The sequence below is a fragment of the Ruegeria sp. CDSC081 genome (assembly GCF_059610485.1).
The window spans coordinates 52,544-76,201 of the sequence record NZ_JBXWNS010000005.1 but is presented as its reverse complement, the minus strand read 5'-3'; the positions used below and the strand labels follow the sequence as shown (position 1 = coordinate 76,201).

Below are 23,658 nucleotides of genomic sequence, written 5' to 3'. Positions count from 1 at the left end.
ACCTTTCTTGCCCGGGCGTTGCACAGCACACAGTTTAGCACAAAACTCGTACATCGATGCCTGGAGTTTCAGGCGGGCTTTCTGATGGTGACAATCGAACGGCCGGTACGCTTGCCCATTTGCCCCAGCCAGACCGCCAAAAGTACGATACAGACACCGGCGATCTGCACAAAGGTCAGGTTTTGCCCAAGCATGACCCAACCAATCATTACGGCGGATAACGGGCTGAGAAAGCCAAGTGCCGAGACCGCAGAGGGTTCGATCCGGGCGAGGCCTCGGAACCACAGGATATAGGTCAGGGCAGCCCCGATGACGCTCAGATATCCAATTCCGAGAAGGCTGTTTGTTTCAAGCGCTGGTAAGGCGGGCTCAAATATCAGTGCAAGCGGCACCAGCAACAGCCCGCCGGCGGTTAGTTGCCAAGCGGTAAATGTCAGCAGCGGCACCGGCGGTTGCCATTTGCGCGTCAGGACAGTTCCTGCCCCCATCGAAAGGGCGCCACCCAGTCCAGCGATCAGGCCAACCGTATCAAGATTGATAGCTGTTCCGAGGACAAGGCACCCGACGCCGATCACCCCCAGCAGCGCTGCGCCGACCGATCTCAGCCCAACCGGGGTGTTCAGCAGAAATGCCGACAGGAAGACTACAATAAGAGGTTGTACCGCGCCGACAGTGGCTGCGACCCCACCGGGGAGCCTGTAAGCCGCGACGAAAAGCAGGGTCCAGAACACGGTGAAATTGAGCGCGCCCAGAATGAATATGCGGCCCCACCAATGACCCCTTGGAAGTTGACGGGACAAAACTAGCAGCAGCAGTCCGGCAGGCAGCGCACGCAGCGCGGCCATCGTGATCGGATATCCGGCGGGCAAAAATTCGGTCGTAACATAATAGGTGCTACCCCAGATCAAAGGGGCAACAGCAGTTAGGGCGATGTCGGTTTGGTGTCTCATGGCGAATCCCTTTATCTTGACGTCAAGATATATTGTAAAATCTTGACGTCAAGATAAAGTTGGGCTAGCCAGAATTCATGGATCATGTGGAGCGAATTATCGCGCAGTGGAACAGTGCCCGGCCCGACCTGGATGTGGGGCCGATGGAAACCGTTGGTCGACTGACGCGGTTGGCGGTTCAGTTGCGAAGGGCGATGGAGCATACTTGGGCTCTTCATGACATGAACGCTGCCAGCTTTGATGTCCTTGCCACGTTGCGAAGGTCTGGCAAGCCAGAGGGTCTTTCACCTGGCGAGCTTTTGGAGCTTACAATGGTGACGTCCGGCACAATGACGAATCGCGTCGATCAACTGGTTAAGGCGGGGATGGTCGAAAGAGTGCAAAACCCTGAGGATGGCCGGGGCTTCCTGATCCGTCTTACCCAAAACGGATTCAAAGCGATTGAGGCCGCCGTTTCGGATCATGTAGAGACTCAGCAGCGCCTGGTTCAGGGTTTGTCCCTGCAACAGCGCGATCAGCTCAATCACCTGCTCAGATCGTTGTCTGAAACGCTGGACTGATCCGGGCTGGTAAGCATGCTGGACCGGGGTGCCAATTCCGATATGGCATAAGCCGTTTTAGTGCGCACGGCTCAATTTCTATAATTCTTGGGCTATGCGGTTTCCTCGGTCAGGGGATTGGCATATTGTTCAAACGAATTTCAGGTAGCCGGATGAGGATACATGTCGCGCTTCGATGGATACTTCCTGCGGCAACTGCTGATTCTGTTCGGCTTTTTCACTCTGATTCTGGTGGGGGTTTTCTGGATCACCCGCTCGGTCAGCCTGTTTGACCGTGTCATCAGCGGTGGTCAATCGGCCATGGTGTTTCTTGAATTTACCGCTCTTACTTTGCCGACGCTGATCCGTACGGTGATGCCCATGGCCGTATTCGCAGCGGCCGTCTATGCCACCAACCGCCTGAGCCGTGAAAGCGAGCTTACGGTGATGCTGGCCACAGGTTCCAGCCCGTGGCGGCTGGCTCGCGCTGTGGTTCTGTTCGGTCTTGTTGCTGGTCTGATGATGGCCTCGATCAGTGTTTTCCTGCGCCCAGCCTCGGTCGATCTACTGGAAAAACGGCAGGCCGAAGTGGCGGGTGACGTCACAGCGCAGTTATTGAATGAAGGCGAATTCCTGCATCCTGCAAGTGACGTGACCGTCTATATTGGGGGGATTGATCTGGACGGGACTTTGCGCGAAGTTTTTGTTTCGGACCGGCGGGATAAAACCAGCCCGGTCAGCTATTCCAGCCAAACAGCTTATCTGGTCAATAACGGCTCGGGCATTCATCTGGTGATGGTTGACGGGGTTGCCCTGCGCCAGGACCGGCAGGGACGTACCCTGTCGTCTACACTGTTTCAGGACGCGTCCTATGACATCTCAGAATTGACGAGTACCGACAACGCGGCCGAGCGAAGCCTCGAGGCCATTCCCACCGCAGAGCTGTTGCGCGACCGGGCTGCGATTGCGGCAGCAGAAGGGTTCACTGAGGGGGCGTTGATCGACGAGCTGCATCAGCGATTTTCGTGGATTACCATTTGTATCGCGGTCGCAATGGCGGGCTATGCAACCCTTATGTTGGGCAGCTTTTCCAGATTTGGCCTGTGGCCACAGATTTTTGGAGCATTCATAATTCTGGTCCTTTTGGAAGGTATGCGCGGCTTTGTGTCTCCGTTGGTGATCGAAGACCCGAAATTGTGGCTATTGCTCTATTTGCCTGCCGTCATGGGCATATTGATCTCGTGCCTGTTTCTTTTGATTGCAGGTCGTCCGCTTCTGCGCGTGCGCGCAAGAAAACACTCGCGGGCATTGTCCCAAGCCTGAAGTTACGGCGCATTTCGGCGTAATGTTCTTCGGCCAAGCTAATTCGTTTTTTCGCTCAGGTTTTCTGCGTTAGGCTGCGGTTGAATGATCAGTCAAAAGGACCGGACCATGCTGGACAAAACCCACAAACCCACCTGGACCAGCTTTGAAGAGGCGACCAAGGCCGATTGGGACGCCGTCATGGAATACGAAGAGGCCTATAACGCCGCGTTGCCGAACAGGATTCTGGATGCGATCCGTTCGCTGGACGAGGATTGGACGCCCTATCCCGTGAACCGCTATCAGCACAGCCTGCAGGCCGCGACGCGCGCCTATGAGGATGGGGCGGAAGAAGAGCTGGTCGTCGCAGCGCTGATCCACGACACCGGCGATATCCTGTCTCCCTATAACCATGGAGAGCTGTCAGCGGCGATGATGAAGCCCTATGTCAGCCAGAAAACCCATTGGATCCTCAAACATCACTGCGTGTTCCAGGGCTATTACTACAATCACCACCTGGGCGGAGACCGCAACGCCCGAGACAAGTACCGCGACAGTCCTTATTGGGAGGACTGCCGCTATTTCTGCCATGAATACGACCAAAAGGCGTTCGATCCGGATTACCCGACCAAACCGTTGGAGTTCTTCGAGCCGATGCTGCGCCGTGTCCTAAGCCGCGGCGAGGGGCATATGGAGTTGAACGAAACCGCCGAAGGTTAGCAGGCGGCCATCAGACGGTAGACGATCTGTGCGGCGGTAAAGTCCCAGGCGGCATTGCCGTCCGGGGCGAGCTCGACCACGTCGAACCCCACGCATTTGCGCCCCCGAAGGGCATGCTCGACCAGTTGTAGCGCCTGATAATAGCCCAAGCCGCCGGGCACGGGTGTTCCTGTGGCCGGCATTTGCGAAGGGTCCAGCCCGTCGACATCAAAGCTGACATAGACCAGTTCGGGGAAATCCTTGGGCAGATCGACCGCGTTGATGTTACCGGTGACCAGCTCCTCGGCATCAATGTGGAACACGCTGTTCTTCACCCGGCTCTGCGCCTCTTCGGTCGAAAAGGCCCGGACGCCGAATTGGGCCAGTCGGACGCCTTCTTGGGCCAGCAGGTGCATGACCGAGGCATGGCTGTGCTTTTCACCCTGATACGTGTCGCGCAGGTCCGCATGCGCATCAATCTGGACGATCCCGATCGGTTGGTTCAACGCGCGGGCCACACCCATCACCGCACCGTAGCTCAGCGAATGCTCACCGCCCAGAGTGACCGGCACTTTACCAGCGCGAATGGCGGCTTCGGTGCGCAGGGCAAGGCGTTCCATCACTGCAGGCATAGGGCCGTCACAGTTCAAAGGTTCCTCAGTAAAAATGCCCGCTATGCAAGGCTCGGCAAGGCCGGTAATGCGCTCCAGCTCGTTGCTGGCCTCGATGATCGCCGCCGGGCCACCGGCTGTACCCGAGCCGTAGGATACCGTGCGCTCCAGCGGTACTGGGATTACACGAAACCGGGCGTTTTCGGTCCGTTCCGATGTGGTCAATTCACTGTCGAAGAAAACGCTCATGAGAGCCTCTCTTTAAAGTCGTCATAGCCGAACTGTTTGATAATTTTCAACGCGCCGGTTTCGCTGTTCCACAGGGCGATTGTGGGCAGGGGGACACCGTTGAAGGTGTTGGTCTTGACCATCGAATAATGCGCCTGATCTAGGAAGGCAAAGCGTTGGCCGATCTCAAGCGGTTTATCCCACGTATAGTCGCCGATCACATCCCCCGCCAGACAGGACGGGCCGCCCAGACGGTAGGTATGGCCTGCCTCGGCCTCGTCCATCAGGGCCGGGCGATAGGGGGCTTCGATCACGTCCGGCATGTGGCAGGTGGCCGAAATGTCGGTGATCGCAAGGGTCATGCCATTGGTCGGCAGGTCAAGGATTTCACCGACCAGAATCCCCGCATCCAGTGCCACAGCCTCGCCGGGTTCAAGATAGACGTCGACGTCATGGGTCTCGCGGATCTCCTTGATGAACGCGATCAACCCATCACGATCATAGTCGTCACGGGTGATATGGTGGCCACCGCCGAAGTTCAGCCATTTGAGATGACCCAGGAACGGGGCGAGTTTTGGTGCAACGGCTTCCCATGTGCGCATCAAGGGCTCGAACCCTTGTTCGCAAAGTGTATGCATATGAAGGCCGTCCACACCAACCATGATTTCATGGCTTAGTTGGCTGACCGGTGTGCCCAGACGCGAACAGGGCGCGCAGGGGTCATATTTGGGTATCTCGCCTTCGGAATGTTCGGGATTGATGCGCAGGCCGACCTGTACTTTGGAGGCCTGTGCCTTGGCTAGGAACCGGTCCTTTTGCGCGGGCGAGTTGAAGATCACATGGTTGGACAGCGACAGAATTTCATCCATGTCCGCTTCCTTGTAGCCCGCGCAGAAGGTGGCGACTTCGCCGCCATATTCTTCGCGGCCTAAACGCGCCTCATAGATACCGCTGGCGCAGGTGCCGTCAAGATGTTGGCGGACCAGCGGCGCAAGCGAGAACATCGAAAACGCTTTGAGCGCACTCAGCACTTGCGCACCTGACTGACTGCCGACGTCGGACAAGATAGCCAGATTTTGCTCAACTGCTTTTTCGTCGACCACAAAGCAAGGCGTTGGCACGCGGCTAAGGTCGAAATTGCGGAAAGCACCGGCATCGCCTGCTTGGGTGGTCATCATGTCGGACATATCAGGCGTCTCCGAATTTGGAGAGGGCGGGGGCGCTGCCCCCCGGACCCCCCGAGGTATTTAGGGCCAGATGAAACTTGGCGGATCAGAACTCGACCGGGCCGTCCAGTTCGTGGACCTGCCACGGCAGGCCATGTTCGTTCAGCATGTCCATGAAATCATCGGGGTCGAGCTGTTCCATGTTCCAAACGCCGGGTTGCACCCAGTTGCCTTTGAGAACCTGCGCGGCACCGATCATGGCCGGAACACCAGTGGTATAGCTGACCGCTTGGCTGCCGACCTCGGCGTAGCATTCCTCGTGGTCGCAGATGTTATAGATGTAATAGGTTTTCTCGCCCGAGCCATCCTTGGCCTGACCCGTGGCGATATCGCCGATACAGGCCTTGCCCTTCGTTTCCGCACCCAGATCGCCGGGATCGGGCAGTAGGGTTTTCAGGAACTGGATCGGGATGATCTCTTTACCGTCGTGCATCACCGGGTCGATGCGGGTCATGCCGACATTCTCCAACACCTTGGCGTGGGTGATGTAGGCGTCGCCGAAGGTCATCCAGAAGCGGGCACGCTCAATCTCGGGGAAGTGGGTGGAGAGGCTCTCCAGCTCCTCGTGATACATCAGGTACATGTTTTTGGGGCCGATGGCGGGGAAGTCAAACTCGACCTTATGGGTCATGGCGGGGGAGTGTTTCCATTCGCCGCCTTCCCAGTGGCGCACCTCGGCGAGAACCTCACGCAGGTTGATCTCGGGGTTGAAGTTGGTGGCGAATTCCTGATCGTTGCTGCCGCCATTGGCGTCCAGAACGTCGATCTGGCGGATCGTATCCAGCTTGTGTTTTCTCAACCACGTCGCAAAGACAGACGTCACGCCCGGATCAAAGCCCGAACCGAGGATGGCGGTCAGTCCTGCCTGTTTGAACCGATCGTGATAGGCCCATTGCCAGTGATACTCGAACTTGGCTTCGTCCTCGGGCTCGTAATTCGCGGTGTCGATGTAGTGGATGCCCGCCTCAAGGCACGCGTCCATCAGCACGAGGTCCTGATAGGGCAGGGCCAGGTTCACGAGGACCTCGGCACCGGTGTCCTTGATCAGTTTGACCGTGTCCGCGACCTTATAAGCGTCCAGCTCCGCAGTAGCGATATCAACGCCCACACGCTCTTTCACGGCCTTGGCAATGGCGTCGCATTTCGACTTGGTGCGGCTGGCCAGCGTGATTTCAGTGAAGATGTCCGAATTCATCGCCATCTTGTGCACCGCAGCGTGAGAGACGCCGCCCGCGCCGACAACCAGCGTTTTGCCACTCAAAGTTCCCATGGGGTCATCTCCTCTCGGGGGTTATTCGTAATAGGTGTAGCCATTGATCGAGTCGCGATATGCGCTCATCAGGGTTTTGCGGTCTTTGGCCAGCAGAGTACCGGTCGAGATCGCCTCGTCCACCATTTTGCGGAAGGCGGCGACACAGTCGGCCGGATCAAACTCGACATAGGACAGGACCTGACCAATGGTGTCGCCCTCTTGCTCGTGCAGCAGATCGAAACCGCCATCGGAGCGCAGGTCGATGGTAACCACGTTGGTGTCGCCGAACAGGTTGTGCAGATCGCCTAGCGTTTCCTGATAAGCACCAACAAAGAAGACGCCCATGAAGTATTCGTCATTCTCGGGCAGGGAATGTACCGGCAGGCTGGGCGAGACACCGTCGGCCAGAATAAACCGGTCAATCTTGCCGTCGCTGTCGCAAGTGATATCGGACAGCACCGCGCGGCGGTCGGGCGTTTCGTTCAGACCCTGCAGCGGCACGATCGGGTGTAGCTGGTCAATGGCCCAGACGTCGGGCAGCGATTGGAACAGTGAGAAGTTGCAGTGATAGATATCAGCCACTTTTTCCAACTGTTCGTCGACATCCGTGTCGAGTTCATCACTGGCAGCCAACGCCTTGAGGCGGGCCATCAATGACAGATAAATGCGTTCGGCGCGCGCCATCTGGCGCAGGTCGATATATCCGCGGCGGAACAGGGCGCGCAGCTCGTTGCGATAAAAAGTGGCGTCGTTCCAGCATTCCTGAAGACGGTCGCTTGAGAGGTATCCGTGCACGGCGGCAAGGTCCGAGACTAAGTGATGATCATCCGCCTCGACCTCAGGGCCGTCTGGCGCGTCATAAAGCGTGCTTTCCAGCACGTTGAAAACTAGCATGGATGAGGTCGCAACGATAGCGCGCCCGCTTTCGGTGACCAATGTGGGGTGCTCAACCTCGGCTTCATCCATGGCATAGGCCACGGTTTCGACCACGTTGGCGCAGTATTCTTCTACCGTGTAGTTGATCGAGTTTTCGGCGGCTTTCTTTTCGCCCGTGTAATCCACGCCCATGCCGCCACCCAAGTCCAGATGGGTCAGCGGTACGCCTTCGCGGGTCAGTTCGGTATAGTATCGGCAGGCCTCACCCACGGCGCGGCGCACGTCGTTGACGTCCTGCACCTGCGATCCAAGATGCGAGTGCTGCAGCTTCAGGCAGTGCAGCAATCCGGCGGCCTTCAGCTTGTCCACCGTGGCGACCAGTTGATCGGTGTTCATACCAAAGGCGGAACGGTCGCCCGAGCTTTCTTCCCATTTCCCGCTGATCTGGTTGGTCAGTTTAACCCGTACGCCGATCAGCGGTTCGATGCCCAGTTGGTTATAGACTTCGATCACCGTGTCGGCCTCTTTCGGGCTTTCCAGCACGATCACCGTATTGAACCCGATTTTACGGCTGAGGATGGCCAGCTGGATAAACTCGGCATCCTTGACGCCGTTGCAGACGATCAGCGCCTCATTGGCCAGACGATGGGCAAGCGCGACCACAAGTTCCGGTTTTGAGCCAGCCTCAAGGCCATAATTGTACTTCTTCCCAAACTCGACGATCCGGTCGACCACCTGAGCCTGTTGGTTGACCTTGATCGGAAAGACACCGCGATAGCTGCTTTTGTACCCAACCCGGGCAATCGCCTCTGCAAAGCATTCGTTAATATGGACAATCTCGTGCTCCAGATAGGAGCTGACGCGCAGGATCATCGGGGCCTTGATGCCGCGATCGTCCAGATCACGCAGGATGCCGGGCAGGCTGATCGCCTCGGCCTCGGGCGCAAGGGGATTGCGCAGACCGATTTCGCCGTCTTCCGTCACCTCGATGAGGTCTTTGCCCCATTTCTCAACCCCGTAGATGGAATGCGGTGCGTCGGGCGTCTGTTTCAATCAAGTCTGTCCTTAACCTAGGGTGCCTGCTTCGCGCCCGCCAATACGGCAGCAATTCGATTCGTCCAAGTGTAATCTATGTGACGGGTTTTTCCGAATTTATACAGGCAGACCAACGGGAACCAGATGGTTATCCCACTGACAATCCGGCCGGGCTGAAATGCGGGCCTTGGCAGTAAGCGCTCCGACCAGTCCGGTGCCTGTGGTGAAGACAAAACCGGAAGGCCCGGCACCCAGGCCGCAGACATCCTCAAGCGGGGTCGTGTCGTTAAGTTGACCGGTCAAGCTGTCGAACCGGAGCAAACTGTTGCCGCGAGGGCAGGTGATGGCGATGGTTTTGCCGTCCCCGGCAAAAGCAATGCTGCCAGCGTAACCCTGCAAGGCACTTTGCACCGATTCCGGGGCTGCGAGCAGGCGCGGAGCCTCGCCTCTTTTGTGCAGTCCCAGCAAAGGCGGGTGGTTTGACTTGTTGCCCTGCCATTGCATTGCAAACCCGACCAGACCGTCGGATCGAACGGCAAGGTGCCGGATCGAATTTTTATGCAGTGTCCGGGGCAGCTCGATCTGTTCCAGGACCGAGCCTGACAGACTCAGATAACTTAGGCGCGGTTGCATGATGGGCAGATTCAGCTTGGTTCGGCCCATTTCAGGATGTGTTTCAATGCCGCCATTTGCGATGATCAGAGTTTCCCCATCCGGCATGAGCCGCATATCATGCGGCCCGACCCCGCCCGAAGAAAACTCGCCCAACCGCGTGTAGTCCTCCGAGTCCCAGACGCCAATCACACCCTCACCGGCCTCATAGTCGTTCTCGGTGGTGAACAGATGGGTTCCATCTCGGGAAAACACGCCATGGCCATAGAAATGGCGGCCTTTGGGAGCATCCATCCGTGCGGTTTGGGTTCCGCTCTTGCAATCGATCACCACGCCAAAGGTGCCAGGGCGGCGGGCGAAAGCCACGGCTTGCGCGCGTGAGGGATGCGCCGCAGCGGCATGGCCGCGCGCCGGCAGGGGGAGAGAGAATAAGATACCGCCGTCAGAACTCAGGCCCGCCAGCCGATAGGTGCCGTCCGGAAACAGCGCCGCCGCCAGGAAATCCGGCGCGCCGACAGTCGACCAGCCTTGTGTCGGGGCAAGGCTGGCTGCAGCCAGGCCCGCAAGGAATTGACGGCGGCTTGTCATGGCTTAGTCCCCGTCCAACGAATTGAACCCGGCGCTGATACCCAAGGTCGGGCCCAGCTCGGTTGCTGCAATCGTGCGGATGTCGTTGATCATCTGCTGCAAGGCTTCGACCCGTATCCGACCCGAAGGTGTCGAGACACCGGCCAGTGTAGGGTCGTCTAACTCACGCGTGCGGATGATAGCCTTGTCGAACGCATTATCCAAATCAGCGGCAATCTGCGGATGATCTGCGGACAGCCGGGTGGCCAGATCGCGCAGCGTGATCAATGACAGTTCGACCTGGCGTAGTGACCGTTCAGACCTGCGCGCTTCGGCCCGATTGGGGCGGGGGCGCATTAGGGTGCCCATGGGGCGTCCAAGGCGTGTTTCGGCAGTGAATTCCAATCCGGTGATCAGAGCTTTATAAAGTTCCTGCATGGCCTCATCAGCAGACCGGTAAGGACTGTCTCCGCCGGGCATGGTCAGGTTGGCAGAGAAAGGTTGCCAGTCGTGATCCATCGCCTTGGCATTGCGGTTTATATCTGCAGCAATCGCCTGGATCAAAGCGCATCGATAGGCCCTGTCGCCCTGATCCGCGAGGGCTGGGTCGAATAGCATCATTTCAAGTGCAAGAAACCCGCGTCCCGCGATCGAAGCTTCGGCATAAGACTCGGGGGTGTCAACCACCGCGTCTTGGGTGGCAATCAGGCCGGATAGGGTTTTAGGCGTAAATCCTTTTGTGTCTGGCCAGAATGCCATCGCAAATGCGCGGTCATCGACTTCGGAGGGGCCAAAGCGCAAGTGGCTTACCGTGACCCAGCGGTCGAATGCCAGGTGATAGGCTGCACGAAGGTTCGGTGAAGCGGCTGTGCAATCCGCCTGCGCTGCCGCATCCAGCGCAGCTGTTGCGTCAGATAGCTGTACGTATCCGGGAAGAATGTGCCCTTCAACAACATCTGTCAGGATCTGGCTGGGATTTTGCGCCAAGGCTGACAGGGGCAGAATAAGGGCAATGGCCAGGCCGAGGGCACGCATCAGAGGCTCTCCAGAAAGCGGATCAAAGCGTCGCGGTCGGGTTTTGGCATAGACACAACGGTGTCGCGCGCCGGTTGTGCCTCTCCGCCGTGCCACAAAATAGCTTCCAACAGCGACTGCGCCCGCCCGTCATGCAGAAATTGTGTGTGGCCAGAGACCTGCCCCGTCAGGCCGACCCCCCAAAGCGGGGGTGTGCGCCATTCCCGGCCTGTTGCGCGTGCTTCGGGTCGGTTGTCGGCCAGACCATCGCCCATGTCATGCAGCAGAAGATCCGTATAGGGCCAGATCAGCTGAAAACTGTGCTCGGGCCGGTCGTCCATCCGGTGGGTGACATAGGATGGCGTGTGGCACGAGGCGCAGCCGGTATCGAAGAACACCTGCTTGCCGTGCAGGACCTGCGGGTCACCGATATCGCGCCGCGCGGGTACGCCCAGATTGCGGCTGTAAAACGCAACGAGGTTCATGCCCAGTTGGTCGATTTCAAACACGCGGTCATCGTTGTCCCCATGGGGCGCGCCGACGCAATCCACCTGCAATTCCGTACACTCCCCATGGCCAGCAGGGTAAAGCGGGCTTGAGATGCCGATATCCCCTGCAAAAGCTGCAGCAGACTGCTCCATTATCGTAGGCATCCCGGCTTTGTGGCCGAACCGGCCCATCATCGGTTCACCGTATTCGGTTGACCAAACGATGTTGGGGCGGCCGGAAATACCATCGCCATCCGCGTCATCCGGGTCGGCTTGGGCCAGCAGGTCCTGCACGGGAATTGCCTCAAGCAATCCCAGACCGATCATCTGCGGAGCCACGCGCGGGCTCAGCATCGCCTCGGGGTGCAGCGGGCCATATCCAAGATCCGCCGCGGTATAGGTCGGGCTGCGGAGAATGACCGTTTCGCCGTCTGATAGCGCGACAGGAAGGTCTTCATAGGTGATGTCCAGCCGGTACTCGGCAGGGTGGCCCGCAAGGGCCAGATCCTGCAGCTGCCCGCCGTAATTGGGTTCGGGCTGAGTGGCGATGTAGTCCGCGATTTCATCGATTGTGCCGCCACCGGGGATTGAGACCCGAAGGAACATCGAAACAGCCCCGTCATCGGGCCCATTTGGTGTGTGGCCGCGCCCGTCCTTGATGTGACATCGTTGGCATGACCGCGCATTGTACAGCGGCCCCAACCCGTCCGAGGCCAGGGTCGAGGATGGCGAGGACACCCAGATTTTCTTGAACAGCCCGTTGCCGACCTTGAAATCCAGTTCCTGTTCGAATTTCAGATTGCCCGAAGGTTGCGAAAATGCATCTGCGTCCTGACGTGCCCTTACGGTTGCGGCACCGGCGGGCAGGTCCTCGAACCGTTGCGCGGCGTCGAAATCCGTGGGCGCGGCGATCACATCCGCGATCCGGGCCTTTTCATCTTCGGTTTTGGGTTGGAAGTTGAGATGCAGATCCTGCAGTTCAGCGGACAGGATCGGGGTGGCTGCAATCGCAGCCACCGCTACAAGCGAGAGCTTACTCGCCTTCGTCCATTTTCGATGCGTTAAGTTGCGCATAATTGGCTTCGCCAATCCTTTCGTACAAATCAAGCTGTGTTTCGAGGAAGTCGATATGGCCTTCTTCGTCACTGATCAGGTTCTCGAACAGAGACATAGTGACGTAGTCGCCCGCCTCTCGACAATATTCACGGGCCTCAACGTACAGGGCACGCGCATCATTCTCGGCAGCCAAATCACATTCCAGAGTTTCCTTCGGGGTCTGTCCAATCCGAAGCGGGTCCAGTTTCTGCAGGTTGGGGTGACCTTCCAGAAAGATTATGCGCTCGATCAGCTTGTCGGCATGACCCATCTCTTCGATGCTTTCCTCACGGCTTTTCTTTGCCATGTGGGTCAGGCCCCAATCCTCTTGCAGACGGTAATGCAGCCAATACTGGCTGACTGCCGTCAATTCATGCCGCAGAGATTTGTTGAGGTATTCTATGACTTTGGGATCGCCCTTCATCTACACTCTCCTGTGATGCCTTGGTGCGTAATGCACAAAGCTGCATGGGGACTTCCAGATTATCGCTGGCGCGCATGGTGTCTAGGAAAAGCGGCATGCATCCGCCACAATCCGCTGATTTTCCAAGGGCATGATAGATCTTGCCAGGGGTTATGACTGCCCTAGGGTCGGAAACGCGCATCCAGTCGATGGCGGCATGAATCTCGGTGTCTGTGATCTTGGTGCAATGGCAGACGATCATGGAGGTGGCGCTCTGGATTGTATTCTGACTATATTAGTCAGTTATTAACTGCGTGTCCTGCGGCATACTGTCAGTTAGCCGAAAATAAGTTGGGGGCGGGATAGTCCTCCGCCCCCGAACCGCTAGGTTTACTGGAAAACAGCCGTCGGGTTGTCCAGGCTTTCTGATCCTTCGAACTCAATCTGATCGACGTCCAGAATGGTGACGATCCGCTCGATTGTCTTGGTCTGGTCCACCAGCCCGTTCACACCGCCCATGATCAAAACTTCGCCACCTTCGTTGCCGCGTTCCAGCATCTGGTCATAGGCGAACCCGGCCTCGGCTGTGGATTTGATCCGACCCAGCGCCTGCATTGTGTTGGCCAGCTTCAGCTTCATCTCGGCGTCCAGAGATGGGTCGGAGGCAATCACCAAGTCCGAAAGCGATGCGCCGCTGACAGGAGTTCCGTCGATGCGGGCATAGCTGCCTAAATAGACGTTCTGAATGCCAAGACCATCATAGTAGTGGCTGTTATGTGTGTTGTCCGAGAAGCAGTCATGCTCTTCCTCGGGATCGTTCAACATCAAGCCAAGACGCATCCGCTCACCGGCCTGCTCACCATAGGACAGCGAGCCCATTCCGGTGAGGATCGCGCTTATTCCTGCGCTCTCATTTTCGGTCAGGGCGGTTCGTGCCGCGCCTCCGTCCTGCCACTGGGTCGCCATCCATTCCAAATCGGTGACCAGCAGTTCAGTCACGGCCTCAAGGTACTGGGCGCGGCGGTCACAGTTACCGCCGGTGCAGGCATCACCTTGGGCATAGTCCGTCCATGGACGGCTACCCGCGCCTTCACCGTGGCCGTTAAGGTCCTGGCCCCACAACAGGAACTCAATCGCGTGGTAACCAGTGGCGACGTTGGCCTCGATCCCGTCTGCCTCGTGCAAAGTGCCCGACAATAGTTCCGGGGTGATGTCGTTGGCATCGATTGGTTCGCCTGAAAGTTCAAAGCTTGGGTTGGCGATGACGTTCAATGCGGCGAACTCATTCTCGTCGCTCGGGCCGCCGTAGGTGGTGTCTACATAGTCGATCAAGCCCTCATCCAGGGGCCATGCGTTCACTTTACCTTCCCAATCATCAACGATCGCATTTCCGAACCGATAAACCTCGGTCTGCTGATAAGGGACGCGGGCCGCAATCCAAGCGGAACGGGCGGCATTCAGTGTTGCGTCGTTTGGTTCGGAAATCAGCGCGGTCACGGCGCGCTGCAGCGATTTGGCTGCAATCAGGCTGTCATCGTACTTCGCCTCGGCGATATTGGCGTAGGTATTCAGAACATCTGCTTTCGAGGGGGTCTCGTTTGCAAAAGCAGAGGTGGCGGTCATCAGAGCCACGGCGCTTGTCAGGATCAGGGGGGTATTCATTGGGGGGTAGTCTTTCTTGTCAGATAACAATGGGTTCGCGCGATGCTACGTTCGGCCAATTAACTGATAGAAATAGTCAACTAAGTCAACCTGAGTTTTATAGGCAGGTAAATTGTGAGCGAAAATAGCTCATTCCTACCCAAATCTAGTGGGCTTTGGTGTATTGTGACGCGATTGCGCGAATGTTTTTTCAGTTTAGAGTCGCTTAGTTGATTCTTTTCAGATGGTTCCATGGTCATGAAGTTCTTAGTATTTGTTTTAACGCTTTTCCCGGTAAACGCGTTGCCTCAGTCTCAGGTTGCAAATCAGCACGAGCATGGGCAGGGACGATTGGCGGTTTCCTTTTCGGAAGCCGGGATTTCAATTTCCCTTGTGGTTCCTGGTCTTGACGTCCTGGGGTTCGAAGGCCCAGCGGAAACCGAAGGCGATCAAGCCTCGGTCGCCGGAGCCATTTCCGAATTGTCCAACCCGCTTGATCTGTTCAGTTTGCCTGAAGAGGCGGGGTGTTTCACTGTCTCGGCCAATGTCACCCTGTCTGGTGAAGGGTTGGGACCGGTCGTAGACAACGGATCAAATGTGCATACCGAATTCAGGGCAGACTATCAGATGCAATGCCAGGACATGACGCATCTGGACCACGTCACCTTTCCTTATTTTGACCGCTTTCAACGTGCTGAATCTCTGATTGTTCAGATCGACAAATCCGGGAAGGTTGATCGTCACACCGTGACGCGCGACGCGCCTGATTTAGACCTCAACACAGGCCTGTAATTCGGCAAAGAATGCAAAGGCTTTGCTGCCGGAATAGGTAGAGCTTTCTTGCGTTCTTCAGCACCAGTTCCCAGTGCAAAGGCCATCGCATGTCTGAAGCCAGAGAACCCCGCATCCAACGTTAGTCTTCTTGCACCCACCGGCAAGGCATTCCTGCATTGCCCCACAATCATTGTGCCACCACATACAGGATCTCGAAGACGAACATGTGCAGGTAGGCGGCGCGCCTTTGGCAATTTCGATAATCGAGCTATCGCAAGCATTGTCGCCGAGTTGCTGCGTATATTTATGAAACACCGAGTGATCTGGAAAAACCTTCTCGATCACAGGCGACAACTCCTCAAGACGAGAAGTGGCCGTATGGTTCGCTTTGTCTTCCGAGTAGCAGTCAGGATTGAGTAACTCCTGAAGCTCGGAAAGTAATCGGCACTGAGACTTGTCAGACAGTGCCGCAATGCCTTCACTAAGCCGGTCTTGCCACACTGCCGCCTGAACAGCGGCGGGAAGGCAGTCAAAAATTGACTTCTGTTCGGCGATGTTCAATGCCGACAAGCCGATCCGAAATTTTGAGATAGATGATACGGGATTGTACATAGTAGCCCCCTTTTCTAAGGGGCCATCATAACACATTTTTCGTTTGCGCGTTTGTCCCGACCTTCTGAGGGCGCAGAGAACAGGCTGAAGCAAGGGCTCGATAAGCCTTGGTATGTCCTTAGAAGCTAGATCGAGGACGAAGTCGGAAAGAGAGCGTTTTGGCTTGCTTTTGTGATGGCAGAGTCGCCAGCACCATCACAAATTAACTGGGTTTCTTTAGGTCTTGGTACAGCGTATCAGCTGCACCGGTGCAAACCCGGATTCCCGCTGATTTGAACTGTGAACTCAACGCTCAGTTATGAAGGACAATCCAGACACGAGCTGTCTCAATCCAATTGCGGCACCTGCAAAGATTGCAGCGAATGTTACGGGCGCGCTGTAGGCCAAAATTGAGAATGCAGATATGCCTTGCCCGACGCTGCAACCAACCGCGATGATCGCACCTGGACCCATAATCGCAGCGCCCAGCATTTGCCGCTTGAGTTCACGTGGATCTTCGCATGCTTCCCATCGGAAATGGCCCTTAGACCACGACCCCAGAAACGCGCCAATGAGAACACCGGAGACTGATCCGACCGCAAAGGACAAAGTGTTTCCGGACGCAGTCATAAGGTAGAATATAGTGTCACCCAGGGGTGCCGCGAAGGTATGGGTTTGCACCGGCTCACCATCGAAACCATGTGTCGCAACCCAATTCGTGCCAAGCCAGCCCGAAACGATTGCCAGTCCAACTACAGACCCCCAAAACACCTGTGCCGGAGTGCGGCGGAAGCGATGGCTTGCCAAAGCAAAAAACACCAAAGTAACACCGATAACAGAGCCAATGAGCCAAGCTGGAATAGAGGTCAACCGTTCGGCAAGAAAGCTAATGCTCTGGGGGCCATTGAGATCCATTTCCTCTGGAAATATCCATACCCGCAGATAGGCGAGGGGTCCGGACATTACGACGTAAGCGGAAAGACCCATGATCAAAACAATAACGAATGATCGAAGGTCACCACCTCCCAGCCTTGCCAGCGCGCCATAGCCGCAGTTACCGCAGATGGCCATTCCGTACCCGAACATGAGGCCCCCCACGATCGAACCGAGTGGGTTCCAGGTCTGCGCAAGATACCTTGTTCCGACAGGGTCAAGTCCCCCCAATGCCATAGCTGTGTGGCTGCCGACAATCGCAACACCGATTGCCATTGCCCACATGCGAAGCCGCCGGTCATCATCCGCGTAAAGGTAGTCTTCGATTGCACCCAACGTGCAAAAACGGCCGATGCGTGCGGCCAATCCCAATACGATGCCACCAATCAAACCGATCAGAGCAACGGTATTTGTGTCTCCCAATGCTTCGAGCATTGCCAGTCTCCTCCCAAAGCTGGCGGCTTTCTGACCGGCTTCTACTTCTCCCTGCAGAAAAGGTCGTAAACGACTTCCAGGATTTGGGTCGAACGATCATCAGCCAATCTGTAGTAGATCGTTTTCCCCTCGCGTCGTGTCTTCACCAAGCCCTCGAAGCGTAAGCGGGAGAGTTGTTGAGATACCGCGGCTTGACGCGCTGAGAGCATTTCCTCCATCTGCGTGACCGATTTTTCCCCTGACGACAGATAACACAAAATCATCAGGCGCCCCTCATGGCTGATTGCCTTGAGGAAATTTGACGCGGTCTGAGCATTCTCCATCATTCTGTCCATGTCTTCGGCGCACATGTCCTTGGAGAACACAGGCAGGTTCGAAGATTTGTCCAACAAGATCGCCTCGCTTTCATGGCTTCACGCATTCAAAACAGTTTATGTAATATACCGCAGTTTATCCAGAGGTCTCAATTAGTATCCCAGCGTCGCGCAGTAAAACGCCCAACACGCCCCAGAAAAAATCTTCTCCTGGATAGCCTTCGATTCGTCCGACCTCTCGGCCGTTGTCCAACAGAACAAAGGTTGGTGTGTAGTAGAGAGGCCGTTCCAATGTGATGTCGTCAGGCATGGCTGCGCGGATATCGACACGCCGAAGCGGTGCGGCATTTCCTTCAGGTGTCTTAGGGTAGATTTCTGAAATTTCGGAGTCCCAGCGGGCGCACCACATGCACCCATCTTCTTCTGCCATCAGAAGCGTCATTTCGGCCCGTAAAGCCACGGGAAAAACAAGCAACGTGATCGCAAACAAACGTAGGATTAGGTGGCGCATCCAAAGCTCCGATTGACCGCAGTGACATATCTTTATAATTTTGAATGTGTGAATGATAGCGCGCCAGGACAGGTTTGACCATGCTCGACATTACATTTGCAGGAGCTTTGGTCGCCGGACTTTTGTCCTTTCTGTCGCCTTGCATCCTGCCAATTGTGCCGTTCTACCTCAGTTATCTGGCGGGTGTCGGGATGGAGCAGATTTCTGCGACATCCGCCATTTCCGGCGAGGTTCGCCGCCGGGCAACGCTTGCTGCAATCGCATTTGCGGCTGGAATCATAACCATCTTTATGGCTCTCGGGGCCACGGCTTCGATATTTGGTCAGCTGGTACGAGAATACTTCGATATTCTGCGTTGGATTGCTGCAGCCATCATCATAGCGATGGGCCTGCATTTCCTGGGGTTAATTCGCATCGGGTTCCTGTATCGGCAGTTTCGTGCAGATATTGGCGAGACATCAAACGTGAGCCTCACTGGGGCATATGTACTTGGATTGGCATTTGCTTTCGGCTGGACGCCCTGTGTTGGGCCAGTGCTCGCTGCAATTCTGTTTACAGCGGCCGGAACTGAAACGGCTTGGCGGGGCGCGGGGCTTCTGTTCGTTTACGGGGTTGGAATGACAGCACCGTTTGTTCTGGCAGCCTTTTTGGTTCGCCCCTTCATGCAATGGATGGTGCGGTTCAGGAAGCACTTGCCGCAGATCGAAATGGCAATGGGGGGGCTATTGATCCTGTTCGGGGTCCTGATCGCAACCAACTCGATCAATCACATCGCACAATGGATGCTGGACTATATGCCCTGGCTTGCGGCCATTGGTTAATCCAGGAGGAAGACATGAAACGCACTTTGTCAGTTTTGATCGCATGCATGATAGGGGCTGCAGTCTCTGCTGCTGATTTGGGCGACGATGGATTGCATAAAACACCGTGGATGCGTGACACGTTCAAAGATCTTCGCGAGGATCTTGAAGAAGCGTCAGGTGAAGGTAAGCGGTTGGTTTTGTTCATTGAACAACGGGGCTGCATTTACTGTAAAAAGATGCACGAAGAGGTTTTCCCACAGCCCGACATGGCGGCGTTTATCGAAGAGAACTTTTTTGTCGTCCAGCTAGATTTGCATGGAAGCACCACTGCCACTGATTTTGACGGAGAAGAGAGTGAGCAAAGAGCGCTGATGCGCAAATGGGGGATTCTGTTTACCCCAACGCTTCTTTTTCTGCCGGAAGAGGTGCCCGAGGATGCCTCAGCCATCGATGCTGCCGTTGCTGTAATGCCGGGAGCATTCTCCAAGGGAACAACCTTAGACCTTTTCATCTGGGTCGATCAGAAGCGATATGAACTTGATAATGGCGAAGATTTCCAAAGGTATCACGCGCGGCGCATTCAGGAGCGAAACAATATTTCGCAGGAGTGAGATTGGGCGTTACAGATAAAAAAATTCATTATGATGAATTTGATGTTGCGATAAACCATGTTCGTCGACTACGGTGCACAAAGTCTTTGGGTCGCAAAGCGCCACAGGCGCGGTAGCAAATGGGAGGGATCATGAAGCTGAGACTCTTAACACTGGCATCCGCTATGATGGGCGTTGCCGCATTTGCCGAAGAGACAAGTCCGAAAGACGTACCCTATGACGACTATGGTGCAATCGAGGTCTCTCTGACCGATGTAAATGGGGACGCGGCAAACGGTGCACTCATCGTTGGCGACAAGTCCAAAGGTAATTGCGTGGCATGCCACGCGGTCTCAGCTTTGGCGGACATTCCGTTTCATGGTGAGGTTGGCCCGATGCTGGATGGCGCCGGTGATCGTTGGACCGAAGCAGAGCTTCGCGGTTTAGTCGCAAACGCAAAAATGACGTTCGAAGGCACGGTAATGCCGGCGTTCTACAAGGATGACGGTTATATCCGGCCAGGCGATGCCTATACGGGCAAAGCGCCAACGGCGCCTTTAACGACGATCCTGACTGCACAGGAAATCGAGGACGTGGTCGCGTTTCTAGCGACACTGAAAGAGGAATAATCTCGCCTTCTGGCGTGACTTTTCGAAGATTCAAAGGAGATTGAAAATGGAACTCTCTCGCCGCGAGACTCTGGCCCTTGGGCTGGGCGCCGCGTTCCTGACAATTATGCCGCTACGAGCGAATGCAGCTGCTGAAGATGCGATCACCGCATTTTCAGGCGGGGCAGATGTGGCTAATGGCGGTGTTACACTGACGGCACCAGAAATCGCGGAAAACGGAAACACCGTACCAATCGAAGTCAGTGCTCCGGGCGCAGCTGCAATTCTGATCGTGGCCGCAGGCAACCCCGAACCGGGCGTGGCAACGTTCAATTTCGGCCCACTGGCTGCTGAACAAGCCGCTTCAACCCGCATCCGTCTTGCCGGAACGCAGGATGTCATTGCCGTGGCGAAGATGGCAGATGGCAGTTTTGCCAAAGCGTCCGCGACCGTAAAAGTGACAATCGGCGGTTGCGGCGGTTAATCGCCACGCGCCCTGAAGAACAGGAGATTAACCAATGGCATCCGGTGTAAAGCCCCGCGTCAAGGTTCCAAAGACAGCCGCTGCTGGCGAAGCTGTTACGATCAAGACACTGATCAGCCACAAGATGGAAAGCGGCCAGCGCAAGGATAAAGAAGGCAACGTCATCCCGCGCTCGATCATCAACCGTTTCACCTGCGAGTTTAACGGAGAAATGGTGATTGATGTGACTATGGAGCCTGCGATTTCGACAAATCCGTACTTCCAGTTCGAAGCAACCGTGCCCGAGGCCGGTGAGTTTGTCTTCACCTGGTACGATGATGATGGCTCAGTTTACGACGAGAAGAAAACGATCGAGATCGCCTGACGGCTCGACCACTAAGGAAGGTTAGCGCTGGTTGTGATTTCTGGCGCTGGCCCACCAAGGGAGGAACGTAATGAATACCAAGGCACTTACGGCGATCGCGGCTGTTCTGGCTTTCCCAATGGCAGCAATGGCTGGACCGGACGAAGATAATCTTGTGATCAATGACGAGCTGAATATGACCTCGGTCACCGAGGCCTCGGCGCATCTGGAGAATTTGGACACGATCTATTCGGGTTGGCATTTCCGCACAGATGAAACTCAGGCACTGCAGATTGATGATTTTGACAATCCGGCAATGATCTTCGTCGATCAGGCAGCCGACCTCTATGAGGCAGTTGATGGTGCTGCAGGTGAAAGTTGTGCCTCGTGCCATGATGGAGTGGAAAGCTTCAAAGGATTGCAGGCGTCCATGCCCAAGGTCGATGCTGAAAGCGGCGAGCTGGTGGTTATGGAAGATCTGATCAACAAGTGCCGTACCGATCGCATGGAGGCCGATGCCTGGAAATGGTCTGGTGGTGACATGCAGGGTATGGTCGCATTGATCGGTCTGCAGTCACGCGGGATGCCCATGAACGTTGCTATTGATGGTGATGCCGCGCCATTCTGGGAAGAGGGCAAGGAAATCTATTATACCCGCTACGGTCAGTTGGAACTGAGCTGTGCCAACTGTCATGAAGAAAACTGGGGCAATATGATCCGAGCGGATCACCTGAGCCAGGGTATGATAAATGGATTCCCTACCTATCGTTTGAAGCAGGCTAAACTGATCTCGCGCCACAATCGGTTCCGCGGTTGTATTCGCGATACGCGTGCGGAAACCTTTGCCGAAGGGTCGGACGAGTTCCGGGCACTGGAGCTCTATGTCGCTTCGCGTGGCAACGGGCTTTCAGTCGAAACCCCTGCAGTACGTCAATAACGAATGACCCGCCTGGGCAATGCCCGGAGCGGGTTTTTCACCTATATAACATTCACACATTTATATGTGTAATAGGAAAGCTGATAGATGATTTCTCGACGTGACTTCTTGCAGGTTTCAATGGCGGCCTCGGCTCTGTTCGGGGCGTCCGGGTTTGGCAACTGGGCCAGGCTTGCTGCGCAGCAAAGTCTAACGCAGGATCAACTGCTAGAGTTCGAGACCTTTGGCAATATCAGCCTGATTCATGTCACCGACATTCACGCGCAACTCAAACCAATTTATTTCCGTGAACCCGAAGTCAATCTTGGTATTGGCAATGCAAGAGGACAGATGCCGCATGTTACTGGCGCCGCGTTCCGCAAGGCATACGGGATAGAAGATGGAAGCCCGTCGGCCTATGCGCTGACCTATACTGATTTTGCGTCACTGGCCAAGACCTATGGTCGGGTGGGTGGCTTGGATCGGGTCTCAACTGTCATCAACGCCATTCGAGCGGACCGTCCTGATGCGTTGCTTCTTGACGGGGGTGATACTTGGCACGGTTCTTACACCTGCTATCAGACGGCCGGTCAGGACATGGTTAACGTCATGAATGCGCTGAAACCCGATGCGATGACTTTCCATTGGGAGTTCACGTTGGGCAGTGATCGGGTCAATGAGATTGTCGAAGGTTTGCCTTTTGCCGCCTTGGGGCAGAACATTTTTGATGCGGAATGGGATGAACCCGCAGAGATGTTCAAACCCTACAAGTTCTTTGATCGGGGCGGTTCCAAGATTGCGGTGATCGGACAGGCCTTCCCTTACATGCCGATTGCAAATCCGGGATGGATGTTCCCCGAATACTCGTTTGGGATCCGGGATGAGAACATGCAGGCAATGGTGGACGAAGTTCGCGATGCCGGCGCCGATGTCGTTGTTGTCCTAAGCCATAACGGCTTTGATGTGGATAAGAAGATGGCGGGTCGTGTTCAGGGGATAGACGTTATCCTCAGTGGCCACACCCATGACGCGCTGCCCGAGCCGGTTCTGGTGGGTAAAACGCATATCATCGCCTCTGGATCGAACGGCAAATTCGTCAGCCGTGTGGATCTCGACGTGCGCGATGGGCAGATGATGGGGCTAAAGCACAAGCTTATCCCGATTTTCTCTGATGTTATTGCACCAGATCCTGCGATCACTGCTCTGATAAATGATCAGCGCGCGCCTTATGAGGCGGCGCTGAGTGAGGTGATCGGCAAAACGGACTCGTTGCTGTACCGCCGCGGCAACTTCAACGGCACTTGGGATGACCTGATCTGCGATGCTCTGATCAATGAGCGTGAGGCAGATATCGCAATGTCGCCCGGCGTCCGTTGGGGGCCGTCAATCCTGCCGGGACAGGAAATAACGCGCGAGGATATTTGGAACGTCACCTCGATGTCCTATCCGAACGCCTATCGCACAGAAATGACCGGGGAGTTCATCCATGTCATCCTGGAAGATGTCGGCGACAATCTGTTCAATCCCGACCCCTATTACCAGCAGGGTGGCGACATGGTCCGCGTTGGCGGGCTGGGCTATCGGATCGACGTAACCAAGCCGCAGGGGCAGAGGATCAGCGACATGACGCTGTTGAAAACCGGTGAGGCGATCGACCCGGCCAAGTCCTATGTCGTGGCCGGTTGGGCCAGCGTCAACGAAGGCACCGAGGGTCCGCCGATTTGGGATGTCGTCGAAAACCATGTTCGCAACCTTGGCACCGTAACGGTGCAAGAGAACACCAGTGTCGAAGTAATCGGCGCTTAAGAAACCGATGGA

At 56.0% G+C, this 23,658-nt stretch carries 26 protein-coding genes; 11 read left to right on the top strand and 15 right to left on the bottom strand.

Annotated elements, in window-relative coordinates; all coding sequences use genetic code 11:
- Window positions 1-68: 68 nt before the first annotated feature.
- Window positions 69-950: an EamA family transporter gene (locus AC2FH9_RS10265; protein WP_496871432.1), complete on the bottom strand. Its 882-nt coding sequence runs from the start codon at window positions 948-950 to the stop codon at window positions 69-71.
- 77 nt (window positions 951-1,027) lie between these two features.
- On the opposite strand from AC2FH9_RS10265, the gene AC2FH9_RS10260 reads away from it, so the two are divergent.
- From AC2FH9_RS10260 to AC2FH9_RS10250, 3 genes are all read left to right on the top strand, one after another.
- The gene (locus AC2FH9_RS10260) at window positions 1,028-1,510 is read left to right on the top strand and encodes a MarR family winged helix-turn-helix transcriptional regulator (protein WP_496676356.1); all 483 of its coding nucleotides are present in this window, start codon (window positions 1,028-1,030) and stop codon (window positions 1,508-1,510) included.
- A 162-nt stretch (window positions 1,511-1,672) separates the two neighbouring features.
- Window positions 1,673-2,812: an LPS export ABC transporter permease LptF gene (gene lptF, locus AC2FH9_RS10255; protein ID WP_142635808.1), complete on the top strand. Its 1,140-nt coding sequence runs from the start codon at window positions 1,673-1,675 to the stop codon at window positions 2,810-2,812.
- 108 nt (window positions 2,813-2,920) lie between these two features.
- Window positions 2,921-3,511 (top strand): HD domain-containing protein, encoded by a 591-nt coding sequence (locus AC2FH9_RS10250; protein WP_496871663.1) that lies wholly within the window; start codon window positions 2,921-2,923, stop codon window positions 3,509-3,511.
- Here AC2FH9_RS10250 and speB read toward each other — a convergent pair.
- From speB to AC2FH9_RS10200, 10 genes are all read right to left on the bottom strand, one after another.
- The gene (speB, locus tag AC2FH9_RS10245; RefSeq protein WP_496696204.1) at window positions 3,508-4,350 is read right to left on the bottom strand and encodes an agmatinase; all 843 of its coding nucleotides are present in this window, start codon (window positions 4,348-4,350) and stop codon (window positions 3,508-3,510) included. The genes AC2FH9_RS10250 and speB overlap by 4 nt on opposite strands.
- On the bottom strand, window positions 4,347-5,516 hold the full coding sequence (nspC, locus tag AC2FH9_RS10240) for a carboxynorspermidine decarboxylase (RefSeq protein ID WP_496750090.1): 1,170 nt from the start codon (window positions 5,514-5,516) through the stop codon (window positions 4,347-4,349). Before nspC ends, speB begins: the two co-directional genes overlap by 4 nt.
- Window positions 5,517-5,601: 85 nt before the next feature.
- On the bottom strand, window positions 5,602-6,825 hold the full coding sequence (locus AC2FH9_RS10235; protein ID WP_496696201.1) for a saccharopine dehydrogenase family protein: 1,224 nt from the start codon (window positions 6,823-6,825) through the stop codon (window positions 5,602-5,604).
- A 21-nt stretch (window positions 6,826-6,846) separates the two neighbouring features.
- On the bottom strand, window positions 6,847-8,736 hold the full coding sequence (speA, locus tag AC2FH9_RS10230) for a biosynthetic arginine decarboxylase (RefSeq protein WP_496871431.1): 1,890 nt from the start codon (window positions 8,734-8,736) through the stop codon (window positions 6,847-6,849).
- Between the two features lie 99 nt (window positions 8,737-8,835).
- The gene (locus AC2FH9_RS10225) at window positions 8,836-9,918 is read right to left on the bottom strand and encodes a DUF1513 domain-containing protein (protein WP_496871430.1); all 1,083 of its coding nucleotides are present in this window, start codon (window positions 9,916-9,918) and stop codon (window positions 8,836-8,838) included.
- Window positions 9,919-9,921: 3 nt separating this feature from the next.
- Window positions 9,922-10,932 (bottom strand): imelysin family protein, encoded by a 1,011-nt coding sequence (locus AC2FH9_RS10220; RefSeq protein ID WP_496871428.1) that lies wholly within the window; start codon window positions 10,930-10,932, stop codon window positions 9,922-9,924.
- Window positions 10,932-12,473 carry a di-heme oxidoreductase family protein gene (locus AC2FH9_RS10215; protein WP_496871426.1) on the bottom strand — a complete coding sequence of 514 codons (1,542 nt, stop codon included), beginning with the start codon at window positions 12,471-12,473 and terminating at the stop codon, window positions 10,932-10,934. Before AC2FH9_RS10215 ends, AC2FH9_RS10220 begins: the two co-directional genes overlap by 1 nt.
- Entirely contained in the window at window positions 12,433-12,918 is a 486-nt protein-coding gene (gene bfr / locus AC2FH9_RS10210; RefSeq protein WP_142635826.1) for a bacterioferritin, read from the bottom strand. Before bfr ends, AC2FH9_RS10215 begins: the two co-directional genes overlap by 41 nt.
- Entirely contained in the window at window positions 12,866-13,159 is a 294-nt protein-coding gene (locus AC2FH9_RS10205) for a (2Fe-2S)-binding protein (protein WP_142635828.1), read from the bottom strand. The genes bfr and AC2FH9_RS10205 overlap by 53 nt, the downstream gene beginning before the upstream one ends.
- A gap of 128 nt (window positions 13,160-13,287) precedes the next feature.
- Window positions 13,288-14,559 (bottom strand): imelysin family protein, encoded by a 1,272-nt coding sequence (locus AC2FH9_RS10200; RefSeq protein WP_496871425.1) that lies wholly within the window; start codon window positions 14,557-14,559, stop codon window positions 13,288-13,290.
- A gap of 237 nt (window positions 14,560-14,796) precedes the next feature.
- Between AC2FH9_RS10200 and AC2FH9_RS10195 the strand changes: the two genes are divergently transcribed.
- Window positions 14,797-15,330 carry a ZrgA family zinc uptake protein gene (locus AC2FH9_RS10195; RefSeq protein ID WP_496750096.1) on the top strand — a complete coding sequence of 178 codons (534 nt, stop codon included), beginning with the start codon at window positions 14,797-14,799 and terminating at the stop codon, window positions 15,328-15,330.
- 57 nt (window positions 15,331-15,387) lie between these two features.
- On the opposite strand, the gene AC2FH9_RS10190 is transcribed toward AC2FH9_RS10195, so the two are convergent.
- The 4 genes from AC2FH9_RS10190 to AC2FH9_RS10175 all read right to left on the bottom strand — a co-directional run bounded on the left by AC2FH9_RS10190 (window position 15,388) and on the right by AC2FH9_RS10175 (window position 18,096).
- The gene (locus AC2FH9_RS10190) at window positions 15,388-15,924 is read right to left on the bottom strand and encodes a bacteriocin fulvocin C-related protein (protein WP_496696190.1); all 537 of its coding nucleotides are present in this window, start codon (window positions 15,922-15,924) and stop codon (window positions 15,388-15,390) included.
- A 285-nt stretch (window positions 15,925-16,209) separates the two neighbouring features.
- Entirely contained in the window at window positions 16,210-17,271 is a 1,062-nt protein-coding gene (locus AC2FH9_RS10185) for a YeeE/YedE family protein (protein ID WP_496871422.1), read from the bottom strand.
- 41 nt (window positions 17,272-17,312) lie between these two features.
- Window positions 17,313-17,621: an ArsR/SmtB family transcription factor gene (locus AC2FH9_RS10180; protein WP_142635976.1), complete on the bottom strand. Its 309-nt coding sequence runs from the start codon at window positions 17,619-17,621 to the stop codon at window positions 17,313-17,315.
- Between the two features lie 100 nt (window positions 17,622-17,721).
- A complete protein-coding gene (locus AC2FH9_RS10175; protein WP_496696187.1) occupies window positions 17,722-18,096 on the bottom strand; it encodes a hypothetical protein in 375 nt (124 codons plus the stop codon).
- A gap of 80 nt (window positions 18,097-18,176) precedes the next feature.
- Here AC2FH9_RS10175 and AC2FH9_RS10170 point away from each other — a divergent pair, with 80 nt between their 5' ends.
- From AC2FH9_RS10170 to soxB, 7 genes are all read left to right on the top strand, one after another.
- A complete protein-coding gene (locus AC2FH9_RS10170; protein WP_496709885.1) occupies window positions 18,177-18,917 on the top strand; it encodes a cytochrome c biogenesis CcdA family protein in 741 nt (246 codons plus the stop codon).
- 14 nt (window positions 18,918-18,931) lie between these two features.
- Window positions 18,932-19,510 carry a thioredoxin family protein gene (locus tag AC2FH9_RS10165; protein ID WP_496750099.1) on the top strand — a complete coding sequence of 193 codons (579 nt, stop codon included), beginning with the start codon at window positions 18,932-18,934 and terminating at the stop codon, window positions 19,508-19,510.
- Window positions 19,511-19,641: 131 nt separating this feature from the next.
- Window positions 19,642-20,118, top strand: coding sequence for a sulfur oxidation c-type cytochrome SoxX (gene soxX / locus AC2FH9_RS10160; RefSeq protein WP_142635844.1), 477 nt, complete (start codon window positions 19,642-19,644; stop codon window positions 20,116-20,118).
- 46 nt (window positions 20,119-20,164) lie between these two features.
- Window positions 20,165-20,581 carry a thiosulfate oxidation carrier protein SoxY gene (gene soxY / locus AC2FH9_RS10155; RefSeq protein ID WP_496696181.1) on the top strand — a complete coding sequence of 139 codons (417 nt, stop codon included), beginning with the start codon at window positions 20,165-20,167 and terminating at the stop codon, window positions 20,579-20,581.
- Window positions 20,582-20,615: 34 nt separating this feature from the next.
- Complete coding sequence (soxZ, locus tag AC2FH9_RS10150) at window positions 20,616-20,945, top strand: thiosulfate oxidation carrier complex protein SoxZ (RefSeq protein ID WP_142635848.1); 330 nt, start codon at window positions 20,616-20,618, stop codon at window positions 20,943-20,945.
- A 70-nt stretch (window positions 20,946-21,015) separates the two neighbouring features.
- Entirely contained in the window at window positions 21,016-21,861 is an 846-nt protein-coding gene (gene soxA, locus AC2FH9_RS10145; protein ID WP_496706353.1) for a sulfur oxidation c-type cytochrome SoxA, read from the top strand.
- Between the two features lie 87 nt (window positions 21,862-21,948).
- Entirely contained in the window at window positions 21,949-23,646 is a 1,698-nt protein-coding gene (gene soxB, locus AC2FH9_RS10140) for a thiosulfohydrolase SoxB (RefSeq protein ID WP_496691679.1), read from the top strand.
- Window positions 23,647-23,658: the final 12 nt, after the last annotated feature.